Origin of the sequence: Streptomyces sp. S3(2020) (genome assembly GCF_013044505.1) — a bacterium.
Classification (GTDB): Bacteria; Actinomycetota; Actinomycetes; order Streptomycetales; family Streptomycetaceae; genus Streptomyces.
Map to the genome: position 1 here is coordinate 1 of NZ_JABERD010000144.1, position 24,211 is coordinate 24,211.

At 71.4% G+C, this 24,211-nt stretch carries 25 protein-coding genes and 1 pseudogene; 8 read left to right on the plus strand and 18 right to left on the minus strand.

Annotated elements, in window-relative coordinates:
• From HLK59_RS33955 to mftR, 7 genes and pseudogenes are all read right to left on the minus strand, one after another.
• Positions 1-209 (minus strand): annotated as a pseudogene (locus HLK59_RS33955) (mycofactocin system glycosyltransferase); the annotation flags it as partial.
• Complete coding sequence (mftE, locus tag HLK59_RS33960; protein ID WP_171145435.1) at positions 206-925, minus strand: mycofactocin biosynthesis peptidyl-dipeptidase MftE; 720 nt, start codon at positions 923-925, stop codon at positions 206-208. The gene mftE and the pseudogene HLK59_RS33955, both read right to left, overlap by 4 nt.
• Positions 922-2,139, minus strand: a complete 1,218-nt coding sequence (gene mftD, locus HLK59_RS33965; protein ID WP_171145436.1) for a pre-mycofactocin synthase MftD — start codon at positions 2,137-2,139, stop codon at positions 922-924. Before mftD ends, mftE begins: the two co-directional genes overlap by 4 nt.
• Complete coding sequence (gene mftC, locus HLK59_RS33970) at positions 2,132-3,334, minus strand: mycofactocin radical SAM maturase (RefSeq protein ID WP_171145437.1); 1,203 nt, start codon at positions 3,332-3,334, stop codon at positions 2,132-2,134. Before mftC ends, mftD begins: the two co-directional genes overlap by 8 nt.
• Positions 3,331-3,606 carry a mycofactocin biosynthesis chaperone MftB gene (gene mftB / locus HLK59_RS33975; RefSeq protein ID WP_240982791.1) on the minus strand — a complete coding sequence of 92 codons (276 nt, stop codon included), beginning with the start codon at positions 3,604-3,606 and terminating at the stop codon, positions 3,331-3,333. The genes mftC and mftB overlap by 4 nt, the downstream gene beginning before the upstream one ends.
• A 10-nt stretch (positions 3,607-3,616) precedes the next feature.
• Positions 3,617-3,757 carry a mycofactocin precursor MftA gene (gene mftA / locus HLK59_RS33980; RefSeq protein ID WP_171145438.1) on the minus strand — a complete coding sequence of 47 codons (141 nt, stop codon included), beginning with the start codon at positions 3,755-3,757 and terminating at the stop codon, positions 3,617-3,619.
• Positions 3,758-3,956: 199 nt separating this feature from the next.
• Positions 3,957-4,580, minus strand: coding sequence for a mycofactocin system transcriptional regulator (gene mftR / locus HLK59_RS33985; RefSeq protein ID WP_171145439.1), 624 nt, complete (start codon positions 4,578-4,580; stop codon positions 3,957-3,959).
• Between the two features lie 184 nt (positions 4,581-4,764).
• On the opposite strand from mftR, the gene HLK59_RS33990 reads away from it, so the two are divergent.
• Positions 4,765-5,805 carry an LLM class F420-dependent oxidoreductase gene (locus HLK59_RS33990; protein WP_171145440.1) on the plus strand — a complete coding sequence of 347 codons (1,041 nt, stop codon included), beginning with the start codon at positions 4,765-4,767 and terminating at the stop codon, positions 5,803-5,805.
• Here the strand turns inward: HLK59_RS33990 and HLK59_RS33995 are convergent.
• The 4 genes from HLK59_RS33995 to HLK59_RS34010 form a co-directional block, all read right to left on the minus strand.
• Positions 5,786-6,478 (minus strand): ATP/GTP-binding protein, encoded by a 693-nt coding sequence (locus tag HLK59_RS33995; protein ID WP_171145441.1) that lies wholly within the window; start codon positions 6,476-6,478, stop codon positions 5,786-5,788. The genes HLK59_RS33990 and HLK59_RS33995 overlap by 20 nt on opposite strands.
• Positions 6,459-6,764 carry a DUF742 domain-containing protein gene (locus tag HLK59_RS34000; protein WP_171145442.1) on the minus strand — a complete coding sequence of 102 codons (306 nt, stop codon included), beginning with the start codon at positions 6,762-6,764 and terminating at the stop codon, positions 6,459-6,461. Before HLK59_RS34000 ends, HLK59_RS33995 begins: the two co-directional genes overlap by 20 nt.
• Before the next feature lie 65 nt (positions 6,765-6,829).
• Positions 6,830-7,267, minus strand: a complete 438-nt coding sequence (locus HLK59_RS34005) for a roadblock/LC7 domain-containing protein (protein WP_171145443.1) — start codon at positions 7,265-7,267, stop codon at positions 6,830-6,832.
• Positions 7,264-9,690: a nitrate- and nitrite sensing domain-containing protein gene (locus tag HLK59_RS34010; RefSeq protein ID WP_171145444.1), complete on the minus strand. Its 2,427-nt coding sequence runs from the start codon at positions 9,688-9,690 to the stop codon at positions 7,264-7,266. The genes HLK59_RS34005 and HLK59_RS34010 overlap by 4 nt, the downstream gene beginning before the upstream one ends.
• A gap of 667 nt (positions 9,691-10,357) precedes the next feature.
• Here HLK59_RS34010 and HLK59_RS34015 point away from each other — a divergent pair.
• Positions 10,358-10,546, plus strand: a complete 189-nt coding sequence (locus HLK59_RS34015) for a hypothetical protein (RefSeq protein ID WP_171145445.1) — start codon at positions 10,358-10,360, stop codon at positions 10,544-10,546.
• A gap of 27 nt (positions 10,547-10,573) precedes the next feature.
• Here HLK59_RS34015 and HLK59_RS34020 read toward each other — a convergent pair whose 3' ends face one another.
• The gene (locus tag HLK59_RS34020; RefSeq protein ID WP_171145446.1) at positions 10,574-11,395 is read right to left on the minus strand and encodes an SDR family oxidoreductase; all 822 of its coding nucleotides are present in this window, start codon (positions 11,393-11,395) and stop codon (positions 10,574-10,576) included.
• Positions 11,396-11,638: 243 nt separating this feature from the next.
• Here HLK59_RS34020 and HLK59_RS34025 point away from each other — a divergent pair, with 243 nt between their 5' ends.
• From HLK59_RS34025 to HLK59_RS34035, 3 genes are all read left to right on the plus strand, one after another.
• On the plus strand, positions 11,639-12,346 hold the full coding sequence (locus tag HLK59_RS34025; RefSeq protein WP_171145447.1) for a TetR/AcrR family transcriptional regulator: 708 nt from the start codon (positions 11,639-11,641) through the stop codon (positions 12,344-12,346).
• Positions 12,347-12,634: 288 nt separating this feature from the next.
• Positions 12,635-12,817, plus strand: a complete 183-nt coding sequence (locus HLK59_RS34030) for a hypothetical protein (RefSeq protein ID WP_171145448.1) — start codon at positions 12,635-12,637, stop codon at positions 12,815-12,817.
• A 152-nt stretch (positions 12,818-12,969) separates the two neighbouring features.
• The gene (locus tag HLK59_RS34035) at positions 12,970-13,896 is read left to right on the plus strand and encodes an SGNH/GDSL hydrolase family protein (protein WP_171145449.1); all 927 of its coding nucleotides are present in this window, start codon (positions 12,970-12,972) and stop codon (positions 13,894-13,896) included.
• A 96-nt stretch (positions 13,897-13,992) separates the two neighbouring features.
• Here the strand turns inward: HLK59_RS34035 and HLK59_RS34040 are convergent, their stop codons facing one another.
• The 3 genes from HLK59_RS34040 to HLK59_RS34050 form a co-directional block, all read right to left on the minus strand.
• A complete protein-coding gene (locus HLK59_RS34040) occupies positions 13,993-15,021 on the minus strand; it encodes an SUMF1/EgtB/PvdO family nonheme iron enzyme (RefSeq protein ID WP_240982792.1) in 1,029 nt (342 codons plus the stop codon).
• A 155-nt stretch (positions 15,022-15,176) separates the two neighbouring features.
• Positions 15,177-15,536 carry a metalloregulator ArsR/SmtB family transcription factor gene (locus HLK59_RS34045; protein ID WP_171145451.1) on the minus strand — a complete coding sequence of 120 codons (360 nt, stop codon included), beginning with the start codon at positions 15,534-15,536 and terminating at the stop codon, positions 15,177-15,179.
• A gap of 205 nt (positions 15,537-15,741) precedes the next feature.
• Positions 15,742-16,116: a hypothetical protein gene (locus tag HLK59_RS34050; protein ID WP_171145452.1), complete on the minus strand. Its 375-nt coding sequence runs from the start codon at positions 16,114-16,116 to the stop codon at positions 15,742-15,744.
• 384 nt (positions 16,117-16,500) lie between these two features.
• On the opposite strand from HLK59_RS34050, the gene HLK59_RS34055 reads away from it, so the two are divergent.
• Positions 16,501-17,841: a diacylglycerol kinase family protein gene (locus tag HLK59_RS34055; protein ID WP_171145453.1), complete on the plus strand. Its 1,341-nt coding sequence runs from the start codon at positions 16,501-16,503 to the stop codon at positions 17,839-17,841.
• 76 nt (positions 17,842-17,917) lie between these two features.
• Here the strand turns inward: HLK59_RS34055 and HLK59_RS51415 are convergent, their stop codons facing one another.
• Positions 17,918-18,106 carry a peptidoglycan-binding domain-containing protein gene (locus tag HLK59_RS51415; protein ID WP_346779868.1) on the minus strand — a complete coding sequence of 63 codons (189 nt, stop codon included), beginning with the start codon at positions 18,104-18,106 and terminating at the stop codon, positions 17,918-17,920.
• A 58-nt stretch (positions 18,107-18,164) separates the two neighbouring features.
• On the opposite strand from HLK59_RS51415, the gene HLK59_RS51420 reads away from it, so the two are divergent.
• Positions 18,165-18,347 (plus strand): hypothetical protein, encoded by a 183-nt coding sequence (locus tag HLK59_RS51420; protein WP_240982793.1) that lies wholly within the window; start codon positions 18,165-18,167, stop codon positions 18,345-18,347.
• 673 nt (positions 18,348-19,020) lie between these two features.
• On the opposite strand, the gene HLK59_RS34065 is transcribed toward HLK59_RS51420, so the two are convergent.
• Positions 19,021-19,539: an adenylate kinase gene (locus HLK59_RS34065; RefSeq protein WP_171145455.1), complete on the minus strand. Its 519-nt coding sequence runs from the start codon at positions 19,537-19,539 to the stop codon at positions 19,021-19,023.
• Positions 19,540-19,622: 83 nt separating this feature from the next.
• On the opposite strand from HLK59_RS34065, the gene HLK59_RS34070 reads away from it, so the two are divergent.
• Complete coding sequence (locus HLK59_RS34070) at positions 19,623-20,801, plus strand: cytochrome P450 (protein WP_171145456.1); 1,179 nt, start codon at positions 19,623-19,625, stop codon at positions 20,799-20,801.
• Positions 20,802-20,877: 76 nt separating this feature from the next.
• Here HLK59_RS34070 and HLK59_RS34075 read toward each other — a convergent pair whose 3' ends face one another.
• Entirely contained in the window at positions 20,878-24,159 is a 3,282-nt protein-coding gene (locus HLK59_RS34075) for a WD40 repeat domain-containing protein (protein WP_171145457.1), read from the minus strand.
• Between the last annotated feature and the right edge of the window lie 52 nt (positions 24,160-24,211).

Consider the following 24,211-nt stretch of genomic DNA (forward strand, 5'->3'; position numbering starts at 1 on the left):
GGGTGGGCCATGCCGGTGTCGAGCAGCCGGTCCGCGAGCAGGGCGCTCGCCGCGTCGCGTACGGGGAGTGTTCGGTCGGCGAGCAGCGGTCGGGCCTTCGGGGTCAGTCGCAGCAGCCGGGTCGGGAATCCGCCGAGCAGGGCCCGGCCGCCGTCGATCACCCTGGTGTGCCGGTCGAGTTCGACCACGAAGCCGACGGGAAGGGTCATCGGCGTTCGGCCTCCGTGAGGCGGCCCCGGCCGTCGACGGCCCATGCCGTGATCCGGCGGACCGTGCTCGTGACCATCGCGTCCATCGCCCGGCCTCCCTCCTGGGCCGAGGCTCCGCCGGGATCGCCGAGCACGCCGGAGGGCGAGACCGCGCGGACACCGTGGGCGACGAGGTCCGACAGCAGGGCGGCCAGGGGGCGGGTGTCGCCCGCGACCGCGGCGTCGAGCCGTACGCGCTCCGGTGCCAGGTGCAGCATCAGGGAGGTCTCCGTGCGGCCGGCGTGCGCGTCGCCGCCCGGCACTCCGCAGCCGGTCCAGGCGACGTCGTGGCCCTCCGTCCGCAGGGGGACGAGGGCCGTGTCGAGCGTGGCGGTGTTGCCGCCGTGGCCGTTCACGAAGACCACCCGGCCCGCCCACAGGGACAGGGAACGCACCAGCTCCACGACGACCGCGCCCAGCGCCTCGTGCCCGATCGAGACCGTCCCCGGGAAGTCGGCGTGTTCGCCGCTCGCGCCGTACGCGAGCGGCGGTGCCACCAGTGCCCGGCCCGGAAGAGCGTCGGCCGCCCGCCGGGCGACGGCGTGGGCGACGACGGTGTCGGTGTCGAGCGGCAGATGCGGGCCGTGCTGCTCGGTGGACCCCACCGGGACCAGGACCACGGCACCGGACGGCACGTCCGGCCAGACGGCATCGGCCAGCGCCCGCCGCGCTGTCATGTCGTGGTGGCAGGGGTGGGGTGTCCCACCGGTACGTCCCCGCCTCCCAGGGTCAGGGGGAAGCCCGGCGGGATCACGAGATCGTCCGGGCCCAGCTCGTGCACCGAGGAGTGCCCGAGGCCCAGGACGGCCGAGTCGAGTCCGCCGCGCAGGATGTCCAGGACGTTCTCGACGCCGGCCTGCCCGCCCGCGGCGAGGCCCCACAGGTAGGCCCGGCCGATCAGGACGGCGCGCGCGCCGAGGGCCAGTGCCTTCGCCACGTCGCCGCCGCGGCGGACGCCGCCGTCGAGGAGGACCTCGATCTGGTCGCCGACCGCCGCGGCGACGGACGGCAGGATCCTGATGGTGGCCGGGGTCGTGTCCAGGTTGTTGCCGCCGTGGTTGGAGACGGACAGGGCCGACACACCCGCGTCGACCGCCCGCTTGGCGTCGTCGACCCGGGTCACGCCTTTGAGGAGGAAGGGGCCGCCCCACTCCTCACGCAGCCACTTGACGTCCTCCCAGGTGGGCGGTGTGGTCTGCATCCATTCGCCGTAGGCGCCGAAGAAGGTGGGTGCCTCGCCGCCGGGAGTGCGCAGGTTGGGCACGGTGAGGTCGGGGAGGCGGCCGGATCTGGCGTAGCGCCACAGCCAGCCGGGCCTGGGCAGGACGTCGGGGGCGAACCGCAGCATGGTCCTGAGGTCGAGCCGGTCGGGGATGGCGGGGCTGCCCCAGTCGCGGCCGTGGGAGAAGGACCAGTCGAGGGTGACGATGAGCGCTTTGGCCCCGGCCGCCCTGGCCCGGTCCATCCGCTCCACCATCACCTGGCGCGTTCCGCTCCAGTACAGCTGGAAGAACAGGTCAGGCTGCGCCTTCGCGACCTCCTCCACCGGCCTGCTCGCGAACGAGCTCAGGCCCATGACGACGCCTCGGCTCGCGGCGGCCCGGGCCACCGCCACCTCCCCGTCCGGGTCGACGGCCTGGACGCCTGTCGGCGAGATGAGCACGGGGAACGCGGTGGGCACACCCAGGACGGTCGTGGACAGGTCACGCTCGGCGTGGTGGCCGACGACCCTTGGGGCGAAGCCCAGTTCGGCGAAGGCGTCCTGGTTGGCGTCGATCGTACGACCACGCTCCGAGCCCGCGACGAGCGCGCCGTACACCGGACCGGGCAGCCGCTTGCGGGCCCTGCGCCGCGCTTCGGCGACCGTCTCGAACCAGGCGTTCCTAGGCATGCGCGGCGTCCTTTCCGATGAGCGTCGGTGTCGGCCCGGCCAGCGGGTTCTCGTCGCAGGCCCTGACCGGTGCCCGGCGGGTGAGGACGAGGTCCACCGTCCTGCGGGAGTGGTCCCCGGACGGCTTGGGCACCCGGGTGGCGTCCCGGTGGGCCAGCAGTTCCTCGCCGTGCCCCTGGACGCACTCGGGGTCGGGGCCGTCCAGCGGGAGCCCGGTGAAGAACTTCGCCGCCATGCACCCGCCCTTGCAGGTGTCGTAGAACGCGCACGAGGCGCAGGCCCCGCCGTGCTGCGGGGTGCGCAGCCGGCCGAACAGTTCGGATGCGCGCCACACCTGTGTGAAGCCGCCGGGGTCGCGGACGTTCCCGGCGAGGAACTCGTCGTGGATGGCGAACGGGCAGGCGTACACGTCGCCGACGGGGTCGATGAGGCAGACGACGCGTCCGGCGCCGCAGAGGTTGAGGCCGGGGAGACTCTGGCCGTAGGCGGCGAGGTGGAAGAAGGAGTCGCCGGTCAGCACGTGCTCGCCGTGCGCCAGCAGCCAGTCGTACAGCTCGCGTTGCTGCGCGGCCGTCGGATGCAGGTCGTCCCAGACGTCGGCGCCGCGGCCGGAGGGGCGCAGCCGGGTCAGGCGCAGTTGGGCGCCGTAGCGGTCGGCGAGGGCCTTGAAGTCGTCGAGCTGGGGGATGTTCTGCCGGGTGCAGACCACGGAGATCTTGAAGTTCGGCATTCCGGCGGCGGCGAGGTTCTCCAGCGCGCGCAGTGCCGTCGCGTACGAACCGGCCCCGCGGACCGCGTCGTTGACGTCGGCGGTGGCGCCGTCGAGCGAGATCTGGACGTCGACGTAGTCGTTGCGGGCGAGACGTTCGGCGGCTTCGGGTGTGATCCGGACGCCGTTGGTGGAGAACTTCACGCCCACGCGGTGTGCCGTGGCGTAGTCGAGGAGTTCCCAGAAGTCGGCGCGGACGGTGGGTTCGCCGCCGCCGATGTTGACGTAGAAGACCTGCATGGCCTCCAGTTCGTCGATGACCGCCTTGGCCTCGGCGGTGCTCAGTTCTCGGGGGTCGCGGCGGCCGGAGCTGGACAGGCAGTGGGTGCAGGCCAGGTTGCAGGCGTAGGTCAGTTCCCAGGTGAGGCAGATCGGCGCGTCGAGCCCGTGCTCGAACAGGTCGACCAGCCGGGGCGAGGTGGTCATGACGTCCTTCCGACGACCATCGACGACTGGGCCAGGACGGCGAGTGCCCGGCCGTAGCGGGGCAGTTCGTCCTCCGCGAGACCCGCGGCCCGGCAGGCGGCGCGAGCCGTGGGTGCGTGGGCGAGGGCCTGGACGACGGCCAGGAGCCGCTGGTCCTTGAGGAACGAGAGCCGGCGCGTGCCGAAGTGGTAGAGGAGCGCGCCGAAGGGTTCGGGCCGCACCGATACCTGCGGATGCAGGTCCCAGGCGCGGTCGAGGTCCATCCCGGTCATGCGCCGGCGCCTAGTAGACGCCGCACATGCCGTCGATGGAGATCTCCTCCAGAAGGTCCTCGGCCTCGATCAACGGCGCGGGGAGGGCGGCCTGGGCGGTCTCGTCCTCGATGGCTGACTCGTCGGGCTGTACGGAGCGGAGCTCGTTCATGCGGCTCTCCCTAGGCGTCCCATGGCTCCGCGGCCGTGCGGACCGGAGCCTCCCGTCGGATGCCCGGAAGATTAATGGCACCCGATGTCAAAAGTGAAGAAGCGTGCACCGCCGACTCGTTGAGCGGATCCGACGGTAGGTCGCGTGGACACCGCGCAGGGGGGCCGGTCCCGGCCAGCGGGACGAGCCGCGGCGGGCTCTATCGCGGGGAACCGGCCAGGTCACCGTATCCGGCGGCGAGTTGCCCGACGGCCGTGTCGAGGAGGGCGCCGAGGTCGGCTCCGTCATCGGTCAGCCACTGCTCGTACGCGGCGACGCAGGCCGCCAGGACGGTACTGCCGATCAGCCGGGGCAGCAGGTCGGAGGCGGGCCGACCCAGACGGCGTGCGGCGAACTCCGTGACGAGCGCCCGCCATGACGCGTAGCGCACGGCCGAGTCCGCCTGGAGCGTCGGTACCCGCAGGATGAGGGCCATGCGCTGGCGGTGCCAGGGCACCACCGCCGGATCGAACCGGTTGAACTCGACGACCGCCCGGCGGATCGCGTCCATCATCGGAGTGTCCGGGCCGGCCGCCGCCAGCAGACCTTCGAGCCTGGCCAGCTGTGCTTCGAAGTCCCCCCACACGAGGTCGTTCTTGGAGGCGAAGTAGCGGAAGAAGGTACGGCGGCCGATGCCCGCCGCGTCGGCGATGTCGTCGACCGTGGTGCCGTCGAATCCCCGCTGGGCGAACAGTTCGAAGCCGAGCCGTTCGAGCACGGCCCGTGACGTCGCGCGCGGCCGTCCCGTCCGGACGGACGCCGCCTCGCTTCGCAGCGACTCCATCCGCGGTCCCTTCCTACGGCCCGATGCCTCGCGCATCCCCGGCCACCATCCTCGCACCGCACATCATGCGCGATCGACGGCCGGCCGTACACGGGGGCCGAGACGTGCCGCTCGCCCGGCCACCCCCCATCGCGACACCAATAGAGTGTACTCTATTGGTCCAGTTGAGACGGTGGAGGCCGGGATGCGCATCGGTATGCCCCTGAGCTACAGCGGCGGTTTCAAGGAGGCCGTCGCCGAGCTGTGCGACTACGAGAAGGCCGGGCTGGACATCGTCTTCGTTCCCGAGGCCTACTCGTTCGACGCGATCAGCCAGCTCGGCTTCATCGCCGCGCGCACCGAACGGCTGGAGATCGCCTCCGGGATCCTCCAGATCTACACCCGCACACCCACCCTGACCGCGATGACGGCGGCCGGCCTGGACCATGTCTCCGACGGACGGTTCACCCTGGGGATCGGCGCCTCCGGGCCCCAGGTGATCGAGGGCTTCCACGGACAGCCGTACACCGCTCCCCTGGCCCGCACCCGGGAGATCGTGGAGATCTGCCGGTCCGTCTGGCGACGGGAGAAGGTGGTGCACGAAGGCCGCCACTACCGGATCCCGCTCCCGCCCGGCGAGGGCACGGGGCTGGGGCGGCCCCTCAAGCTCATCAACCGTCCGGTGCGCGAGCGCATCCCGATCGTGCTGGCCGCGATCGGCCCCAGGAACGTGGCCCTGGCCGCCGAGACGACCGAGGGATGGATGCCGATGTTCTTCCACCCGGAGCGGGCGGGAGACGTGTGGGGCCCGGCACTGGCCGAAGGATCGGCCCGGCGGGACGCCGCCCTCGGCACGCTCGACGTCGTGGTCTCGCCACCCCTGGCCATCGGAGAGGACGTCGACGCGCTGATCGACCTGGCCCGGCCCCAACTCGCCCTGTACATAGGCGGCATGGGGGCCCGGGGACGCAACTTCTACAACGACCTCGCCTGCCGCTACGGCTATGAGTCCGCGGCGGCCACCATCCAGGAGCTCTACCTGTCGGGCCATAAGGAAGAGGCCGCGGCCGCCGTGCCGGCCGACCTGCTGCGGGCCACCTCCCTGATCGGCCCGGCCTCCTACGTCGCCGAACGGCTCGCGGCCTTCCGGGCCGCCGGGGTCACCACCCTCCAGGTCCGCCCGCTGGCCCCCACCACGGCACAGCGGCTGACCGACATCGAGCGGCTCAAGGCAATGGTCTCCTGACCCCGACGGCCCCCTGCGGAGCAGCGGTGCCGGGCCCTGGCCGCGGCCCTGTCCGCTGCACCGGCGGCCAGGTCTCCGCGGCCTCGGCCGCCAGGCCCCGCATGACGTGTTCGAGGAGGGCGAGCAGCACCGTCTTCACCGACTCCCTGTCGCGGGCGTCGCACAGCACCAGGGGTACGGCGGGATCCAGGTCGAGCGCGGCACGGATGTCCTCGGCGTCCTCCTCGATCCGGCCGTCGAAGCAGTTGACGCCGACGGCGAAGGGGATCCCGCGGTGTTCGAAGAAGTCGACGGACGGAAAGCAGCTCTCCAGCCGCCGGGTGTCCGCCAGGACGACCGCGCCTAGCGCGCCGCGGGACAGGTCGTCCCACATGAACCAGAAGCGGTCCTGTCCGGGGGCGCCGAAGAGGTAGACCACGAGTGACGGGCCGAGGGTGATCCGGCCGAAGTCCATGGCGACCGTGGTCGTGGTCTTGCGCTCCACACCGGCCAGGTCGTCGACCCCGGCGCTGGCCTCGGTGATGAGCTCCTCGGTGCGCAGGGGTTCCGTCTCGCTGATCGCGCCGACCAGGGTGGTCTTGCCGGCCCCGAAGCCGCCGGCGACGAGGATCTTGGCCGTTGCCGCGTCGGGCGCGGGCGCGATGCGGCCGGAGTCAGATTCTGCGAATGCCATCGATCACTGCCTGGATGAGACGGGCGTCGGGCGAACCGACCGCGGAGGGCGGGGAGACGGACACGAGCCGGTGGTCGAGGAGGTCGTCGAGGAGTACGCGGACCACCGCCACGGGCAGGCCGAGACGGGCGGCGACCTCCACCAGGGCCATCGGGGTGCGGCACAGCGCGAGAATCCGGTTCTGCTCGGGCTGCATCCGCTGGTCGCGGGTCGGTGGCCGGACGGTGCTGATCAGTGAGATCAGTTCGATGCCGGGGCGGGCGGCCGAGGTCCGGCCGCGGGTCACGGTGTAGGGGCGAACGAGTGGACCCGGGTCGTCGTCCGCCCAAGGGTCTTCCTCCGACCAGTGCCTCATCCATGCTCACCCGCGGATGGTCCGCCGCTGTACTCGGGGAATCGCGGGGCGGCGCTGAGGAACTGCCCCACCTGACGCACCAGCATGGTCATCTCGTAGCCGACGACGCCCACGTCCACCGCGGACGTGGCGAGCACGGCGAGTCGGGCACCGCTGCCCGCGGTGGTGACGAACAGGAAGAGGTCGTCCATCTCGATGACGGTCTGCTGCACCCGGCCCCCGCCGAAGTGCCGGCTGGTGCCCTGCGCCAGGGAATGCACGCCGGAGGCGATCGCGGCGAGCTGCTCGGCATCGGCTTGTTCGAGCCGCTCGGAGGCCGCGACGAGCAGGCCGTCCTCCGACAGGACGATGGCGTGCAGGGTCTCGGGGATCCGCTCGATCAGACTGTCCAGGAGCCAGGCCAGTTGGCCGTGTGCGGTGTTCGCCACTGTCATGGGGTGTTCCTCGTGGGCCGGGGACGGGTGGGGTGCGCATGCCGCTCGGGCTGAGCCGAGGGCCAGACGGGTGTGGGGACTTCCTGCTGGGCCCGGGCCCGGCTGGTGCCGTCCCGCAGGGCGGCGAGCATGGAGCGCGCCTGCTCCGGCCTGCGTTCCGGAGGCTGCCCGCCGCCGTCGGACCCGCTGTCCGGTTCCGCGGGCCGCTGCCTGAGCTGGGGGGCGAGATTGGCCTGGCGTACGCGGCGCGGGAGGCCGCCGGGGCGAGCGGCGCGGGGTTCCGCGACAGGGGGTGCCGCCGTCTCCGGGAACGCCGGCGCGCGGTCGGCACGGTCCCTGGGTGCCGCCGGGGCGGAGGGAGCCGGGTGGTGCCCCGCCGTGCGGGTACGCGTCGGCGGACCGCCGGTCATCACGCCCGCGACCGCAGGGGTGACCGAGGCCAGATGGCGCTCCGCCCTGGTGTCCAATGGCGGCGGGGTGTCGGTGACCGGTTCGGTGAGCGCGTGCGGCAGCACGATGACGGCCAGTGTCCCGCCGTACGACGAGGCCTGAAGACCGGCGGAGATCCCGTGCCGGTGCGCGAGGTGGCCGACGGTGAAGAGGCCCAGGCGAGGATCCTCGCCCAGCGCGGTGAAGCTGAAGTCCTTCGGGTCGTGCAGCAGGTCGTTCGCCGCCTCGTACTCCTCGGCCGACAGGCCCAGCCCCCGGTCGTCGACCTCGACGGCGTAGCCCTGCGCCACCGGCAGCACCCGGACGCGTACCTCGGTGTGCGGCGGGGAGAAGGTCACGCCGTTCTCTATGAGCTCCGCCATGAGGTGGATCGTGTCGCCGACCGCCGATGCCGCGACCGCGACCGGCGGAATCGGCTCGACCACGACCCGGTCGTAGCCCTCGATCTCGGACACCGCGCTGCGCAGGATGTCCGCGAGGGGCACCGCCTGCTTCCAGCGGCGCCGGGGAGCCGCACCGGACAGGACCGTCAGGCTCTCCGCGTTGCGCCGCATACGGGTCGCGAGGTGGTCGACGCGGTAGAGATCGGCGAGGAGCTGCGGATCCTGCTCCTTGTGTTCCATGCTGTCGATGACCGTGAGCTGACGGTGCACCAGGACCTGTATGCGGCGCGACATGTTGTGGAACACCAGCCGCGCCCCCTCGCGCAGCGAGGCCTGCTCCAGAGCGACGCTCACCGCGGTCCGCTGGGCACTGTTGAAGGCGTCCGCGACCTTGCCCAACTCATCGGATCCGTAGTCGAGTTCGGGGAGCTCGTCGACGTCGGCGCGGCTCCCCTCCGTCCTGAGACGGACGATGAGTTCGGGCAGCCGGTCCTGGGCCAGCTCCAGTGTCGCCGCGCGCAGGTCGGCCATGCGGCCGAGGAGGGAACGGGTGATGCGCCAGGACAGGAGGGCGACCGCGAGCACCGCCAGCAGGGTGAGGGCGCTGCCCAGCAGGACCCTGACGAGCAGCGCGTGGTTGCGCTCCTCGGCGTTCTCGGTGACCGTGGGCAGATACCGGTTCTGCACGGCCCGCACCTCGGCGGCCACGCGCCCCGGAGCGGCCGCCCGGGCGGTGGTGGCGCGCGGCACCTCGATGGCGCCGTCGTCAGCCGCGTTCGCTCCGATGACGGCTGTCTCCAGGGCCGACATGGCGGCCCAGTCCCGGCCGTCCATCACCTTCTCCAGCGCCTCCCGCGAGTCCTCGGGCAGGTAGGGCACCACTTCGTTGGACAGGACGGAGACCCGGACCGCCGCGGCGGACGTCAGGTCCGTGCGCTCCCGAACGCTCAGCCGTCGGGAGGCTCCGACGCCGTCGAGGATCGCCTCCTCCTGCGACAGCGCCTCCGTCGCCCGCATGAAGGCCAGCGCGTGTCCGGCGTCGGCCGCGGTGGCGCCGCTGCTGTTGTCCGTGTTCAGCATTCCGAAGAGATTCAGCACCGCTGCCACGGCCTCGGAATAGACGTCGTAGGCGTGCTGCCGGGTGCTCTTGCCCCGGTCGACCGCGGTGCGTTCGGCGACGAGGGCGGCGAGCCGCTTACGCACGACGGCCAACTGGTCCCGGTACTGTCCCGAACCCTCGGAGGAGGAGGGGGAATCCGCCTTGCGGAAATCGGCGAGGACGGCGTCGGTGCGGCGCCGCTGGGCCTGTAGCGCGTCGGCGCTTCCCCGCGCCGAGAGTTGACGGATCGTCAACTTCCGTTCCTCCTGGAACGCTGCGACACCGGGGACCAGGGCGTAGGTGGTCCTGGCGGGATTCCCGTCCTGTTCGGCCTTGTGCCACTGGTTGAGCTGTACGGCCGAGCCGCTGACCCACAGCAGGGCGAGCGCGAGCGCCGGAACCACCGCGAGCGCGATGAGCGAGGTCCGGATGGAACGACCGTGCCCCGCGCCCGACTTGGTCCGCTCGAGTTTGCCCCGGTGGCGGCTCATCTCGCGCCCCCGCATCGGACAGTACGGCTGTGGGGACGACCTGCGGTGGGGAACGGGGGCACCGGGGATTTCCTTTCCAGGGTGACGCATGAAACGGCGGAGCTGTCGGACACGCGAGGACACACGAGAACACGCGAGAACGCGCCACAGGGATCCGACGAATTGACGGAAGAAGCACAGGGGATCACCGGCGAGAGCGGAAACACCGATGAGAGGCTGCGCATTCACGACGAGGTCCCGCCCCCGCCACACAGCCGGATAGGTATGAAACCGAGCCGCCCCGTCGGGGTCAAGTGGCCCCGTAAGCACACCGACCCATCAGATTAGGACGATCAGTCCAATCAGCTCTTCGAAAGGCGGCCGACACCTCACGTCCGGCCAACGGCTCATGAAGGTGTTTCAGCTGATTACACAGGGTGAAGCGAGGTGCGCGGCACCTCGCCAGGGGCATCGGGAAGGCGTCGGCGAGCGAGGCGACGGGCCCACCGCACCCACGGAGACTGTGACCCGGATCACGGAGGGTGGAGCCCGCTACACCACTGGTCCGGGAGTGCGGGCCCTCCCGCTCGGGCACGCGGCAACAGATCGTTGATCCACGGAAGTTCGGTGGCCCCCGCCACGGGAAACCGCGCCCTCACCGACACGCCCTCACCGAAAGGAAAGCCGAGTGAAGACACCGCTGCGCCCGGCCCTCTGGCTCCTGCTGCTCCTCAATTTCGTCGTCGCCGTGACCGCGCCCATGATCGTCGACGACTCGCAGGCCGTGGCGACCTCACTCGGCACGGCTCTCGTCTCGGCCGGCGTCGGCTTCAGCCTGCCCCGGAGCCCGGGACGGAACCGGCCGCGCGGGCGCTGACGCACCGGCGGGCCGCCGGAAGGGGTGTCACTCGTCCCCCACCGCGGCGCACAGCCCGCCGTCGACGACGATGTCCACGCCGCTCACGAAGCTCGCCTCGTCCGACAACAGGAACGCGGCGACGGCGGCGACCTCCTCGTAGCGACCGGTGCGGCCCAGCGGCGTCTGCTCGATGAGCTGCCGCACCGATGCGTAGCGCGCCGCCTCCATCCGGGTCTGCGGGGTGTCGATCGCACCGGGCGAGAGGGAGCACACCCGCGCGCCCACCGGCCCGAGCCGCACCGCCTCCGCCCGGGCGAAGCGCTGAACGCCGTAGGTGGCCCAGGGGTACGCCCACGCGGGGTCCTCCAGGGCGGGGCCGATCGCCTCCCGGATCCGGTCGAGGAAGCCCTCCTGCACCGGGCTGTCCAGGACGGCCGCGACCGCCGGGGCGGGCTCGATGTGGGCCATCAGCGGAGACACCGAGGCGCAGTACACGAAGGCCGTACCGGCGGTGGCCAGAGGACGGAGCGCCTCGGCGAGCTGCACGGTTCCGATGAAGTCGACCTCGATGATCCCGCGCCAGTCGGCGTGTTCCGGAGCCACGTTCGCGGCGTGCGCGACGGCCCGCAGGGTGCCGAGTTCAGCGACCCGCTCGGCCAGTCGGCCAAGGCCCTCCCGGTCGGTGACATCCACTCCGAAGGGCTCGACGACGGCCCTTCCGGAGCCGGACAGATCCTTCGCGACCGCCGCCACTGCGGCGTCGTTCCGGTCGGCGAGCAGCAACACGTCCACCATGTCGACGAGGCGCCTCGCGCACACCTCCCCCGTCCCGCTACCGGCACCGGTGGCAATACCTACCGTGGTCATGCGCCACTCCTCAGTCGAGTCGCCCGCCACAGGACCGTCTTCATCCTGTCGGGCAGGTGAGCGGGAGTCGTCCCACACGGGAGGCTGGGGCCCCCTGCGCTCCCTCTTTTAACGTACCGTTTGGTCCAACGAACTGGGAGATGTCCCGGAGTCCACTTCCCCCGGACGTACGAAAGCCGTCCGACGTGGCCCCGGGAGTCGCCTGTCATCGATACTGCGTCACACCGAACGGGGAGAGGACCCATGCCACGACCGCCGGGCCACGGACCGGGCTTCGAGATCAGACGGCAGAAGATCATCGACATCGCGGCGGAACTGTTCGCGCGGCAGGGGTACGCGGCGACGTCCATCAACGACCTGGGCCGGGCGGTCGGACTCGCCAAGGGAGCGCTGTACTACTACATCGGCTCCAAGGAGAACCTTCTCGTCGAGATCCAGGCGCGGGTGATGGGCCCGCTGCTGTCCCGGACCCGGCAGATCACGGAGCTCGACACCGATCCCCTCCTGCGACTGCGCCTGCTGTCGGAGTCGCTGCTGACGATCATCTTCCGCCGGCTCGACCACATCTGGGTCTACGAGCACGACTACCGCAGCCTGAGCGGGCCGGAGCTGAAGACCCTGCTGGGCCAGCGTTCCGACTTCGAGGAACTGATCTCGGGACTGCTCGCGGAGGCCGTCGACCAGGGCACTTTCCGCGCGCTGCCGCCGCGGCTGGCCACCCTCCAGTTCCTCAACCTCCACAACCACACGTACCAATGGGTCAAGCCCGACGGACAGTGGAACGCGCCCTACCTGGCCCGTGAGTACTGCGCGACCCTGTTTCGCGGCTTCGGCGCGCCCGATCACGCTCTGCCGAAGGTCGAGGAACTGGCCGAGGCGTTCAAGCGCGACCGGCCCCACCTGCCACTGGACCCCGAAGCGGAGTGGGAGCCCCTCACCACCGACGGCTGACGCGCCCTTCGCAGGGACCCCGGAGGCCGATGCCACATTCCGCGCCCTGCTCGCTCGCCGGACTGCGAAGTCCCCGCGATCGGGCAGGGCGCGTACTTCTGCTCCTCGGGATTGTCGACGGTCGTGGCCGTGCACCGCCGGGAATCGGCGTGGGCCTGGTGTAGCCAGTTACACCAACCGTCGGGGAGGCCGCTCCCTCGTACCGGGCACCGCGACTTGCGATCGTTGACTTACGCAAGTTCAGCGGCTCCCCATCGAGGGCCCGCTCACTCCCGAAGGGAAGCCCCCATGAAGACGCCGCCCCGCCCGGTCCTGTGGTTCCTGTTCCTGTTCAACCTGGCCGTCGCCGCGGTCGCCCCCCTCGCCGTCGACGGTGCCCAGGGCGTGGCGACCGCCGTCGGCATGGGTGTCGTCTCGCTCGGCGCGGGTGTCGCCCTGCTCCGCGGCCGGGCACGGCCCCAGCACGGCTGACCCGATGCCGGGGCGCCTGAGGGTGCCCCAGGGTGCCGAACCCCGTGGGGACGGGGGGTCGGTGCCGCTCCGGACCCGGCGGTCGGACCTCTCCCCCTCCTGTCCGCCGCCGGGTTCGGCCGCCCACCAGCGACCACATCGACAGGACACCGATGCGACCGAACACACGTATAAGCCTGGCGGGGCTCCTCGCCGGCGGCGCCCTGATCGCCATGGCCTTCGTCCCGCTGGACGACGACGGTGACACCGGCACCGCTCCACCCGGCGGCCCCTACATCGCCTTGGGCGACTCCTACACGGCCGGACCGGGGATACCCGAGGAGAAGGGCAGCCCCGCCGGATGCGATCGCTCCGACCACAACTATCCGGCTCTCGTCGCCGATCGGCTCGGGCTGAAGGCCGCCGACTTCCGGGACGTCAGCTGCAGCGGTGCCACCATCGCCGACCTCGGCGCTCGGCAGACCACCGATCAGGGCGCGAATCCCGCCCAGTTCTCGGCCCTGTCCGAGCGGACACGGCTGGTCACCCTCGGGATCGGCGGCAACGACATCGGATTCGGCTCGATGATCAAACGGTGTGTCGGGGCGGGGATGCTGTACAAGGCCCTGGGCAGCGGCAAGTACGTTCCCGAGGACGCGCCGTGCGAGCGGCAGTACGTGTCCGACGGCACTGACGAGGTGCGGGAGAAGATCGACGCGGTGGGTGTACACCTCGCCGAGTCCCTGGCCGAGATCGCACGGCGCGCGCCGCATGCGCGGGTTTACGTCATCGGCTATCCGGAGATCCTGCCGTCCACCGGCGGCGACTGCCTGCGCACCATGTCCCTCGCCCCCGGCGACGTGGCCTTCCTCCACCAGAAGGAACGGCAGCTCAACGACGAGCTGCGCGACCGGGCCGAGGCCGCCTCCGCGGAGTACGTCGACACGTTCACGCCCTCCCGAGGACGTGGCGCATGCGCCGCCGAGGACGTCCGGTGGATCGAGCCGCTCGAACCGGTCGCACCCGCGGCGCCGGTCCACCCCAACGCGCGTGGTGAACGCGGCATGGCGGACGCGGTACTGCGGGCTTTCGAGAAGTGACTCCCCACCGCTCACCGGAGACCGGCAGCCACATCACGCGGCCCCGCCTGTCGGCGGACACGCTTCCGTGAGGAGCGCCGTTCATCGCTTCGCGGATCACCCCGACTGTTCGGTGGCGGCGACTCGGAAGCCGACGGTCGGGTAGCGGCCGGAGGGGTCACGGCCCTCGCCCCGGTAGATCGCCGTGCAGCTGTTGAGGTTGGCGTACCAGGAGCCGCCGCGGATGGCGTTGACCTGTTGGCCCATCTCGCCGCCGTGGGTGGCGGTGATGACGGAGGTGGTCCATTCCCAGCAGTTGCCGCACAGGTCCCACACTCCGTCGGCGCTGACCCCGCCGGGGTACGTGGCGACGGGCGTGGTGTAGCCGCCGGTGTCGGTGAGGGCGTCGTAGACGTCGGTGTAGATGAACCCGGTCCGGCTCGCCGTGATGTTCCAGCCGGAGACGGTGCCGGTGCTGCCGATGGAGAGGATCTCGGAGATCGGGAAGCTCTGTCCGTACAGGTCCGAGCCGGTCGCGGTGTACGTCGCCGACTCGTCGCCGTGCTCGGCGAGTTCGTAGGCCGCGCACACCGCCATGTAGTTGTAGTTGCTGGCCAGGACGAGGTCCGCGTAGGTGGTACCGGCCGTCTCGCCCCACGGGTAGGTCAGGGCGTCGGGGCCGGAGGCGGCGTTCTCCCATTCGGCCTCGGTGGGCAGCCGGAACGTCCAGCCGTCGGCGTCCGCCTGTCCGGTGAGCCAGGCGCAGTAGGCGGTGGCGGAGTCCAGGGAGACCTCCAGGACGGGGTGGTCGGCCTTGCCGTCCGGGTAGGTGCCGCCGTCCCAGTAGGAGGGGGCGTCCCGGCCCGAGTCGGTGACGAACTCCAGGTACTGGGCGTTGGTGACCTCGTAGGTTCCCAGCCAGTACGCGGTGTCGATGGGCGAGGTCTCCCCCGAACCCGCCGTTCCGGCGAGGTCGGTGGCGAAGGCGAAGGACGGGTTGGCGGCGATCGCGGTCAGTTCCTGGCCCGCGACGGTCGTGTTCGTGGCGGCCGCGGCCCTTGACGGCCGCACGAGAGCGGCCACGCCCGTGAGGCCGAGGAGGGCGAGGAGGGTTCTTCTGCCGATGCCGGGGGCGGTCGTCTGCATGACGGCTCCTGTGGGGTGATGGCTTCGCACGTGTCCCTGACGCACAGCTGATACTCCATCAACTCCCGTAACCTGTCGACACTTTGGCCGTAACATTAGGCTGAGAGCAGCCTATGAGGCGCCATCCGTCGACAGTAGTCCGGTTTCGATCGCCGTCACCTCGTGGGGTGCAGGGGCTCCGGCGGTGCGTCGATCTGCTGAAGCTCCGCCAGGAGCTGGTTGCGGCCGGTGAGCAGTTCGGTGAGGATCCGGCGGGCGGCGCGCAGGAGTTCGGCGACGTCGCCGCCGGCGAGGGCGTAACGGACGGTCGAGCCCTCTCGTATCGACACGACGATGCCGGAGCGACGCAGAACCGCCAGCTGCTGCGAGAGGCTGGACGGTTCGATCTCGATGTCGGCGAGCAGGTCCCGTACGGACACCGGCCCGTCCTGGAGGAGTTCCAGCACCCTGATGCGCACGGGGTGACCGAGCATGCGGAAGAACTCCGCCTTGACTTGATAGAGGGGGGCCTGCATGTCTGCTCGCTCCTGGTCGGGTGAGGGCGACGGGGCTGCCGTGGTGCGGCGGCGTCCGAGGACACCGCCGCACCGCATACCGCCCTCGGATGCCGATCCTTCACGCCCCGGGCCCGCCACGACCGCACATTGGAACCATGCTGATGTGGTGACTTGAAGAAGTCTTCACATCATGGGCAGACGTGGCCCAGGGTCTTCGGCCGCGCTAGATCTCGATCGCCTCCTCCACCCGCTTGAGCTGATGACGGGCCATCGCCAGGTTCGAGCGGGCCTTGTCCAGGACGAGGTACAGGAACAATCCGTTGCCGGTGCGACCGGTGACCAGGCGGATCAGGTGGTACTGACTGTCCAGCGTGATCAGGATGTCCTCGATCCGACGGTTGAGCCCCAACTGCTCCATCGTGCGCACCTTGGCCCGGATCACGTCCGTGTTGCCGGCCGCCGCGACGGTCAGGTCCAGATCCTTGCCCCCGCCCAGGGTGCCCAGCGCCATTCCGCTGGTGTAGTCGACGACGGCGGCTCCCAAAGAGCCCTCGACCCCGGCCATCATCTCCTTCAGCGACACTTCCACACTCGCCACAACGCCTCCCCTTGCATGCCGTTGACTGCGGCGGACCGATGCTCCCGACCCGCCTCGGTCCCCGGACCGTACGCACGCCGCCGACACGTCGGGCGGGAGTCTTTGAGACTGACCTCTGACGACCGAACAACGGCACGAGCAGACCGTTCGGCAGACCGGAACTGCCTTGACCGACCACGAAGTTGACGCCCACCCCCCTGCCGGCGACCGAGGCCACCGGGAGCGGTGGGCGTGGTCCCGTACGACCGACCTGGCCCGTGCCGCGGCCCCGAGCACGTCAGAGCCGCGCACCGCGCCGGACCGGAAGGGACGACGGATCTGTCAGGGATCTGCCAGAGTTCGGTCGTACGAGGTCGAAGCGGGTTTCCCGAGCGGAGAGAACAGTTGGCCGTGGACTTGAGCGAGCGGGCCTATCGAGGACAACGGTGGGCGGCGAGGGTGGCATTGGCCGCCGCCGCCCTCGCGATCCTGGTGCCTCTCGGCTACGGCGGACTGACCGGCGTGCTGCTTCTGGTGTGCGGCGCTGTCGGTCTCGCCGTCACCGCGGCGGCGGCGTGGTGGACGCTGACCCTGCGGGGACCGTTGCGCTGGGCGTCGGGCGTGCTGGCTCTGGCCGTCCCCGCCGGTCTCATCGCCCTGTTCGCGGCCACCCTCTTCTGGGCGCTGCTGGTGTCGTCGGCGCTGTGGGGCGTGGCCGTGTGGAGCGGCCGGTACGCGTTGCGCGGCACCGGAATCCATCGGGTGCGGGGCAAGGAGCGCCGCACGCCCCCACCGCAGCGGCCCTTCCTGATCATGAATCCGCGCTCGGGCGGCGGCAAGGTGGACCGCTTCGGACTCAAGGAGAAGGCCGAGCGGCTCGGCGCTCGTGTCGTCCTGCTCGACCCGGACGAACAGCAGGACGTCACGGCGCTGGCCCAGGCCGCCGTCGCGGAGGGCGCGGATCTGCTCGGTGCCGCGGGCGGCGACGGGACCCAGGCCCTGGTCGCGGCCGTCGCCGCCGAGCACGGCGTGCCGTTTCTCGTGATCAGTGCCGGCACCCGCAACCACTTCGCCCTCGACCTCGGTCTCGACCGCGAGGACCCCGGCAGCTGCCTCGACGCGCTCAGCGACGGTGTCGAACTCCGCGTCGACCTCGGCTTCGCCGGTGACCGTCCCTTCGTCAACAACGCCTCCTTCGGCGCGTACGCGGCGATCGTCCAGAGCCCCTCCTACCGCGACGACAAGATCGGCACCAGCCTGGAACTGCTGCCCGATCTGCTCACCGGTCAGCAAGGCGCCCGGCTCACCGCACGAGCGGGAGACACCACGCTCGACTCCCCCCAGGCCGTCCTGGTGAGCAACAACCCCTACCGGACCGGCGACCCCTTCGGGTTCGGCCGACGCGACCGGCTCGACACGGGAGCGCTGGGCGTCCTCGGCCTGCGGGTGGAGAGCGCGGCCGACGCCGCCGCGCTGGTGCTCGACCCGGAACCGGCCGCGCTCACCGTCCTGACCGTCCGCGAGGTCGTCGTCGAGGCCGAGGGTGCGGAGGTGGAGGTGGGTCTCGACGGCGAGGCCCTCGTCCTTCCCTCGCCGGTGAACTGCCGTATCGCACCCGGTGCGCTGGTCGTCCGAGTCCCCCGGAAGCGGCCGGGGGTGGTGCGACACCAACCGCGCCTGGACTGGCGCCGGTTGCGCAAGCTGGCCGCGACGGTCGGCCGTACGGCTGCCTCGCGTCACACCTGATCGAGGGCGTCGCCCGGGACTGTCGGCGTCGGCGTCGCGCAGGATTGTCGGCTCGTACGCCGGGACGAGTCGCGACTCACGGCTCCGACGTCTCGGCTTCCAGTGAGGTCCGGGTCGCCGGTCCGTAGACGCCGGACTCGTCCTCGACCACCACGCGGGTCAACTGGTAGCCGCGGACCGCGCTCTCGACCTCGCGGTCGTAGGTGCCGTCGGCCTCGCCGCTGAGGAAGCCGGCCTGCCGCAGACGGAGTTGGAGCTCGATCACCTCAGGGCCCCGGTCGCCGAGGCGGAGGACGGGGGCCTCCCCTTCCGAAGGGCTCGACGTGGGGCTGCCCGTGGCGGTGGCGGCGGTGCTGGACGAGGTGTCGCCGGGGGTGCTGCCGGTCGGGGTGAGCGGTCCCGCGGTCGAGGTCGTGTCCGACGAGGGGGTGGCCGACGGGGACGGCTGCGCCGGGGACAACGACGCGGAGGGGTTCGGGGACGAGGGAGCGACGGTCGTGGGCTGATCGTCCGGCAGTCCCGCTCGCACACCGCCGGACGAGGAACCGTCCCGATCAGGACCGTCGTACCAGAGGAACCCGCCGACGAGGCATCCCGTCAGCAGGACGGCCGCCGCGGCCCCCACCCCCGTGCCCAGCACGACGCGGCGTCGGCGCGGAGAGTGCGGAGAGCTCTCGGCATTGCCATCCGACGGAGGCGCGTCTGGTCTGTCGAGGTGCGACGAGGTTGCTTGCTCGGGGGCTTCCGTAGGCCTGGACACGCGCATTTCACCCAAGTCGGATAAGGAGCGCGGTGGTTGGGTGTCTTCCGGGCCGGCGGGCGCGTCAGGCGATGCGGCGTCGTCGCCTATCTCCACGAAGGGCCGTATCCGCACCGGATCGAAGTCCTCCGCGGCCTCGGCCTCGGCCATCCGGGTCGCGCGATGGGCGTCGGATGCGCGGCGGGCACAGGAACAGGCCAGGCTGCCGTCCGCAGGCCGAGGTGTACCGCACTCCGCGCAGACGGGACCCGTCGGTTCACTCACACGCGCTTCCTCTCCGTAAGACCTCCATAGTTTAGACATAAACAACACGCGTGAGCTCCGCAGGAAATCCGAAAACGGAATCCATGTGTCCGGAGCGTCGAGAATCGGCCGCGCGGGGCCGTGAGGGGGGTCATGCCCCGTCGGATACCCCCGGGTCAGAGGGACGCCAGCCAGGCCGTCGTGTCCTTGGGGTGGCCGAAGCGGAGCGTGTCGAGAGGGGCGAAGCGGGGGTCGCGGACACGGCGCTCGATCTCGCGGCGGCGGACACCGTGTTGGGACCAGGCCCACCAGGCAGGATGTTCCCGGCTCAGCCAGCCGGTCCAGGTTTCCCGGTTGCCGCCGAAGAGCGCTTCACGTGTGACGGTGCGCCGGACGGACCGGCGCAGCACGCGGGGCATGATGACGCGTTTCGGATAGTCCAGCCAGAGCACAGCGTCAGCCCGTTCCCACAGCAAGTCACGGACTTCCGGATATCCGACGGAGTCGACGATCCAGCGAGGCTCGGCGGTGAGCCTGGAGACGTCTTCGGTCAGCTTGTCGTTGACGGCCCAGCCGGGACCGTTGAAGTAGAGCGCGTCCATCTCGTGGTACGGCAGGCTCAGTCGACCGCTCAGGGTTCGGGCGAGCGTGGACTTGCCCGCACCGGTGACGCCGACCACCAAGATCCGTTCCACAGGTGCACCCTATCCCCGCCACAGGAGCGCTTTGTTAGCGTCAGCCGCGTGAACGGTTCTCTCCTCCCCGGCCGGAGCGCGCGATGAGCGTCGTCGAGTCCTCCTGCCCTCTCGGCGCCGCGACCACGCTGGCCGAACTCGCCCAGGATCCGCATCCGCGCCTGGCACTGCTCCGCGAGCGGGAGCCGGTGTCATGGCTGCCCGAGCTGGGCGGCTGGCTGGTGACCCGTCGAGATCTCGCGTTGAACGTGATGCGGGACGCCGAGACCTTCACCGTCGACGACCCCCGCTTCTCCACCGCGCAGGTCGTCGGCCCCAGCATGCTGTCCCTGGACGGTGACCAGCACGCCCGGCACCGCGAGCCCTTCACCGCGCCCTTCCGGCCCCGGGCCGTGCGTGACGGTTTCGCCGCCTTCATCGAGCGCGAGACCGACACACTCATCAGCGCGTTGGAGCCCTCGGGCGCGACCGAACTGCGGCGCTCCTTCGCCGGACCCCTCGCGGTCGCGGTGGTCACCGAGGCACTGGGGCTGGCCGGCACCACCGTGGAAACGGTGCTCGCCTGGTACGACTCCATCGTGCAGTCGGTCTCGGACATCACCGCCGGCCAGGAGGCGGGAGCGGCGGGCGTCACGGCGTACGCGCAACTGCGCTCCGCGGTGGAGGCCACCGTCACCGACCGCGACACCTCCTCGCTCCTCACGGCCGCCGCCGGGCGACTGACCGTGCCCGAGGTGGCGTCCAACGCCGCGGTGCTGATGTTCGGAGGCATCGAGACCACCGAGGCGATGATCACCAACGCGCTGCTGCACCTGCTGCGCCACCCCGACCAGCTCGCCCTCGTCCGGGCCGACGCCGGTCTCCTGGACGGCGCGATCGAGGAATCGCTGCGCCTCGAACCCGGCGCGGCCGTCGTGGACCGCTACGCCACTCGCGACACCGTCCTCGGCGCGGCCGCCATCCGGCGTGGTGACCTCGTCACCGTCTCCCTGACCGGCGCCAACCGCGACCCGGCGGTCTTCGCCGACCCCGACCGGTTCGACGTCCGCCGCGAGAACGCGCGTCTCCAACTGGCCTTCGCCCACGGCCCGCACTACTGCCTCGCCGCCCACCTCGCCCGCCTGGAGACCCGGATCGCCCTCCAGCACCTGCTCCAACGCCTCCCCGCACTGCGCCTCGACCCCGACCACACCTCGGCCCCGTACGGGCTGGTCTTCCGCAAGCCCACCGCGCTGCACGTCCGGTGGAACCGAGTGGTCTAGCGGCACCACCGGGCTTCAGGGCGCTCAGGTCGGTCACGTATGCGGACCGCCTCCCCACGCTGCCCAGAACCCGGTGTCATCGCGCGGCCTCCTGGCACCCGGTCCCAGTCGACCGGGCATCCGGATAGCGGCCCTGTTCCGCAGGGGTGAGGGCTCGGTCGACGGCCTCGCAGATGGCGCGGACCGCGCGGGCCGGGTCCGGCAGGTCGACGTTCCACAGCCCGACCGAACCGCCCATGCCGATCGCCAGGGTCCGTCCGTCCGGGCTGAACGCCACCTCCGCGGACGAGGGACTCGACAGGGTGACGCGGCTCTGACGGGTGGCGAGGTCCCACAGCTGCACTCCCCCTACCGTGCCTGCGGCCAGGGTGCGTGTATCGGGGCTGAAGGCCAGGGACGAGACCTGAGCGCCGACGGTGAAGGCGCCTTCGAGCTGACCGGTACGGGCGTCCCACGTCTTCACTCGTCCGCTGTTGCCGCTCGCGGTGGCCAGGGTGTGCCCGTCCGGGCTGACCGCGAGGGTCAGCAGGCTCCGGGGGCCCGGGTCGATGGTGCGCTGTGTGCGGCCGGTCGCGGAGTCGAGCAGTGTGATCCGGTCGCCGCCGGCCTCGATGTCCACGACGGCGAGTGTCCGGCCGTCCGGGGTGAATGCCACCGTCCTGACGGATTGGCCGTGGCTGGTGTGGACGGTGCGCAGTTCGCCGGACGACAGGTGCCAGATCCGGACCGCTCCCTTCTCACCGACGACGGCGAGCCGTGTCCCGTCGGGGCTGAAGACCGCCGTGCTCATGGCACCCACGTCACGGCTTCGGCGAAGGCTGCCGGTGGAGGCGTCCCGGATCTCGATCACCCTGCGGTTGATGACCCTGGCGGCCAGGGCGCGCCCGGTCGGGCTGAAACCCACGGCCACGGGGCGGGAGTCCGTGACGGACGGTTGCCGTCCCCGAAGTGGCAGGTCGGTGTCCGGTGCCGCCGGGGTGGCCTCTGCTTCACCGGTCCTGGCGTCCCAGAGCTGTACCGACCCACGGCCGAGCGGCTCTTGGCGAACCGTGGTCACCGTGCGGCTGTCCGGGCCGAACTGCATGTCGGTGAGGTATGTGCCGGATCGGCCGGGCAGCGTGGTCCGCGGGTGATCGGCGGACAGGTGGTGCACGCGGACGGTGGGGTCGGAGTTGCCGCTGGTGACCAGGGTGCGGCCGTCCGCGCTGAGGGCCACGCTCATGACTCCCCTTCCGTGGTGGCCTGCGCTCACGGTGGTCCGTGCCGTTCCGGCTCCGGTGTCGGTGTCGGTGTCGGTGTCGGTGTCGGTGTCGGTGTCGGTGTCGGTGTCCAACAGTCGCACCGTGTCCCCCGGGCCCGGGACGACGAGGGTCCGCCCGTCCGGGGCGAAGGCCACCCCGTGCGACCCGACAGGAACGTCCTTGATGGTCCGCCGGACGGTGCCGGTGGCCGTCTCCCGCACCTGCGCCGAACCGTCGCCGCGGACGACCGCGTACGTCAGGCCGTCAGGACCCAGAGCCGCCTCGTCGCCCTCGGTCCGGCTGTCGCGTGAGATCCGGGTGCGGCCGGTCGTCACGTCCCACACCCGCAGCCCTCCGTCTGCGCCTGCCGCGACGACGGTACGTCCGTCGGGGCCGAAGGCGACCGACCGCGGATCGGGGTGGTCGGTGAAGCCGCGGCGTGTGCGGCCGGTGGCCACGTCCCACACGCGCACGGCCGTCGGGGAGGAGGCGGCCACGCTACGGCCGTCGGGGCTGAAGGCCATCCCGCGCACCGCACCGTCGGGGACGGCGAGGCTCCTGATCTTCCTGCCGCTTGCCGGATCCCACAGGGTGACCCTCGCGCCGGAGCCCCCGGAAGTGGCGACGGCGAGGGTGCCTCCGTCACGGCTGAACACCGCGGCCTGGCTGCCCCCGCCGCTGTCGTGGTCGGAGAGGGTGTGTCGTAGCCGGCCTGCGGGCAGGTCCCAGATCCGTGTCCCGCCGTCCGTGCTGTGGGTGGCGAGGGTGCGCCCGTCCGGGCTGAGGGCGAGGGAGTCCACGGGCCTGGTCCCGCCGGTCAGCCGCTTGCGCAGCGGTAGCGCGGCGGCGGCGTAGACGGCGGCGGTCGCTTCGCGGGTCGGGCTGGTCCGGTAGGCGTGCACGGCGAGCAGCGCGGCGAGGTCGGGATCGGAGTCCAGTAACGCGCCGGACTGGGCGGCCAGTTGCCGGGACTGGGCCATGTGCTGGGCGGTGACCGCACGCTGCCACTGCCTCACGGCCAGGCCGGCGGCGACGAGGGCGAGGCACAAGGCGGCGGTGACCGCGGTGAGCACCAGCCGGTACCGGCGGCGGCCCTTCCGCTCGTGGTCACGGCTGGCGTCGAGGAAGGCGTGTTCTACGTCGGTCAGGTCCTCGCGCGGTGCGCCGCCGAAGTGTTCCCGGGCGGCGGCGAGCCTGCTGCCCCGGCTCAACGCACCCTTCTCCCGGCCCAGTTGCTGCCAGGCGTGGGCCGCTTCGGTCAGGTTCCGGTGCACGCGCAGGCGTTCGCGGTCCGCCTCGATCCAACCGCGGAGCCGGGGCCAGGCCGTGATCAGGGCTTCGTGGGCCATCTCGACTCTCTCGCCGTCCAGGGTGAGCAGCCGTGCCCCGGCGAGTGCCTCCACCACCGTGGCGGTGTCACCCTGGCCGGAGCCGGGCAGTTCCCCGCGCTGGACGGGACGGCGGGTGTCGGGGACGCCTCCCTCACCCTCGGCCTCACTCAAGCTAGGAGACCCCCATCCGGGGGCGACCAGACGCAGCAACACCCGGCGGGCGGCGGTCGCCTGACCTTCGGTGAACCGGCCGTAGACATCCTCGGCGGTCTTCGCGATCGCGCCGTCCAGGCATCCGACCGCCTCGTACCCCGCCATGGTCAGTGTCTTGCCGCGGCGGCGGCGCCAGGTCTCCAGCAACGCGTGCGACAGCAGCGGCAGTCCGCCCGGCGCGTCGGCGACCTCCTTGACCAGCCGGGCGGTGAGGGCGCGTTCGACGGTCAGCCCGGCGGCCGCCGCCGGCTTGACGATGGCGTCGCGCAGTTCCGCCCGGCTCATCGCACCGGCCAGCAGGTTGGCGTCGCGCAGCGCGTCGGCCAGGTCGCGGTGCTCGGCGCAGCGGCCGTAGAAGTCGCCGCGCACCGCCAGCAGTACCCGCAGGCGGTTCTCGGGCCGCCGCGCGGTCAGCAACAGGTCGATGAAGCGGGCGCGTTCGGCCGCGTCGTGGCAGAGGGTGAAGACCTCCTCGAACTGGTCGACGATCACGAAGGTGTCCGCTTCGGCGTCGTTGTCGCGGGCCGGCGCGGGTGTGAGGAGGGGGGCGTGGCGGCTGTTCGTTATACACATCTCCGAGCCCACGAGACGCCTTAGCAACTTCTATCCCCTTCGTCGTCCGTAA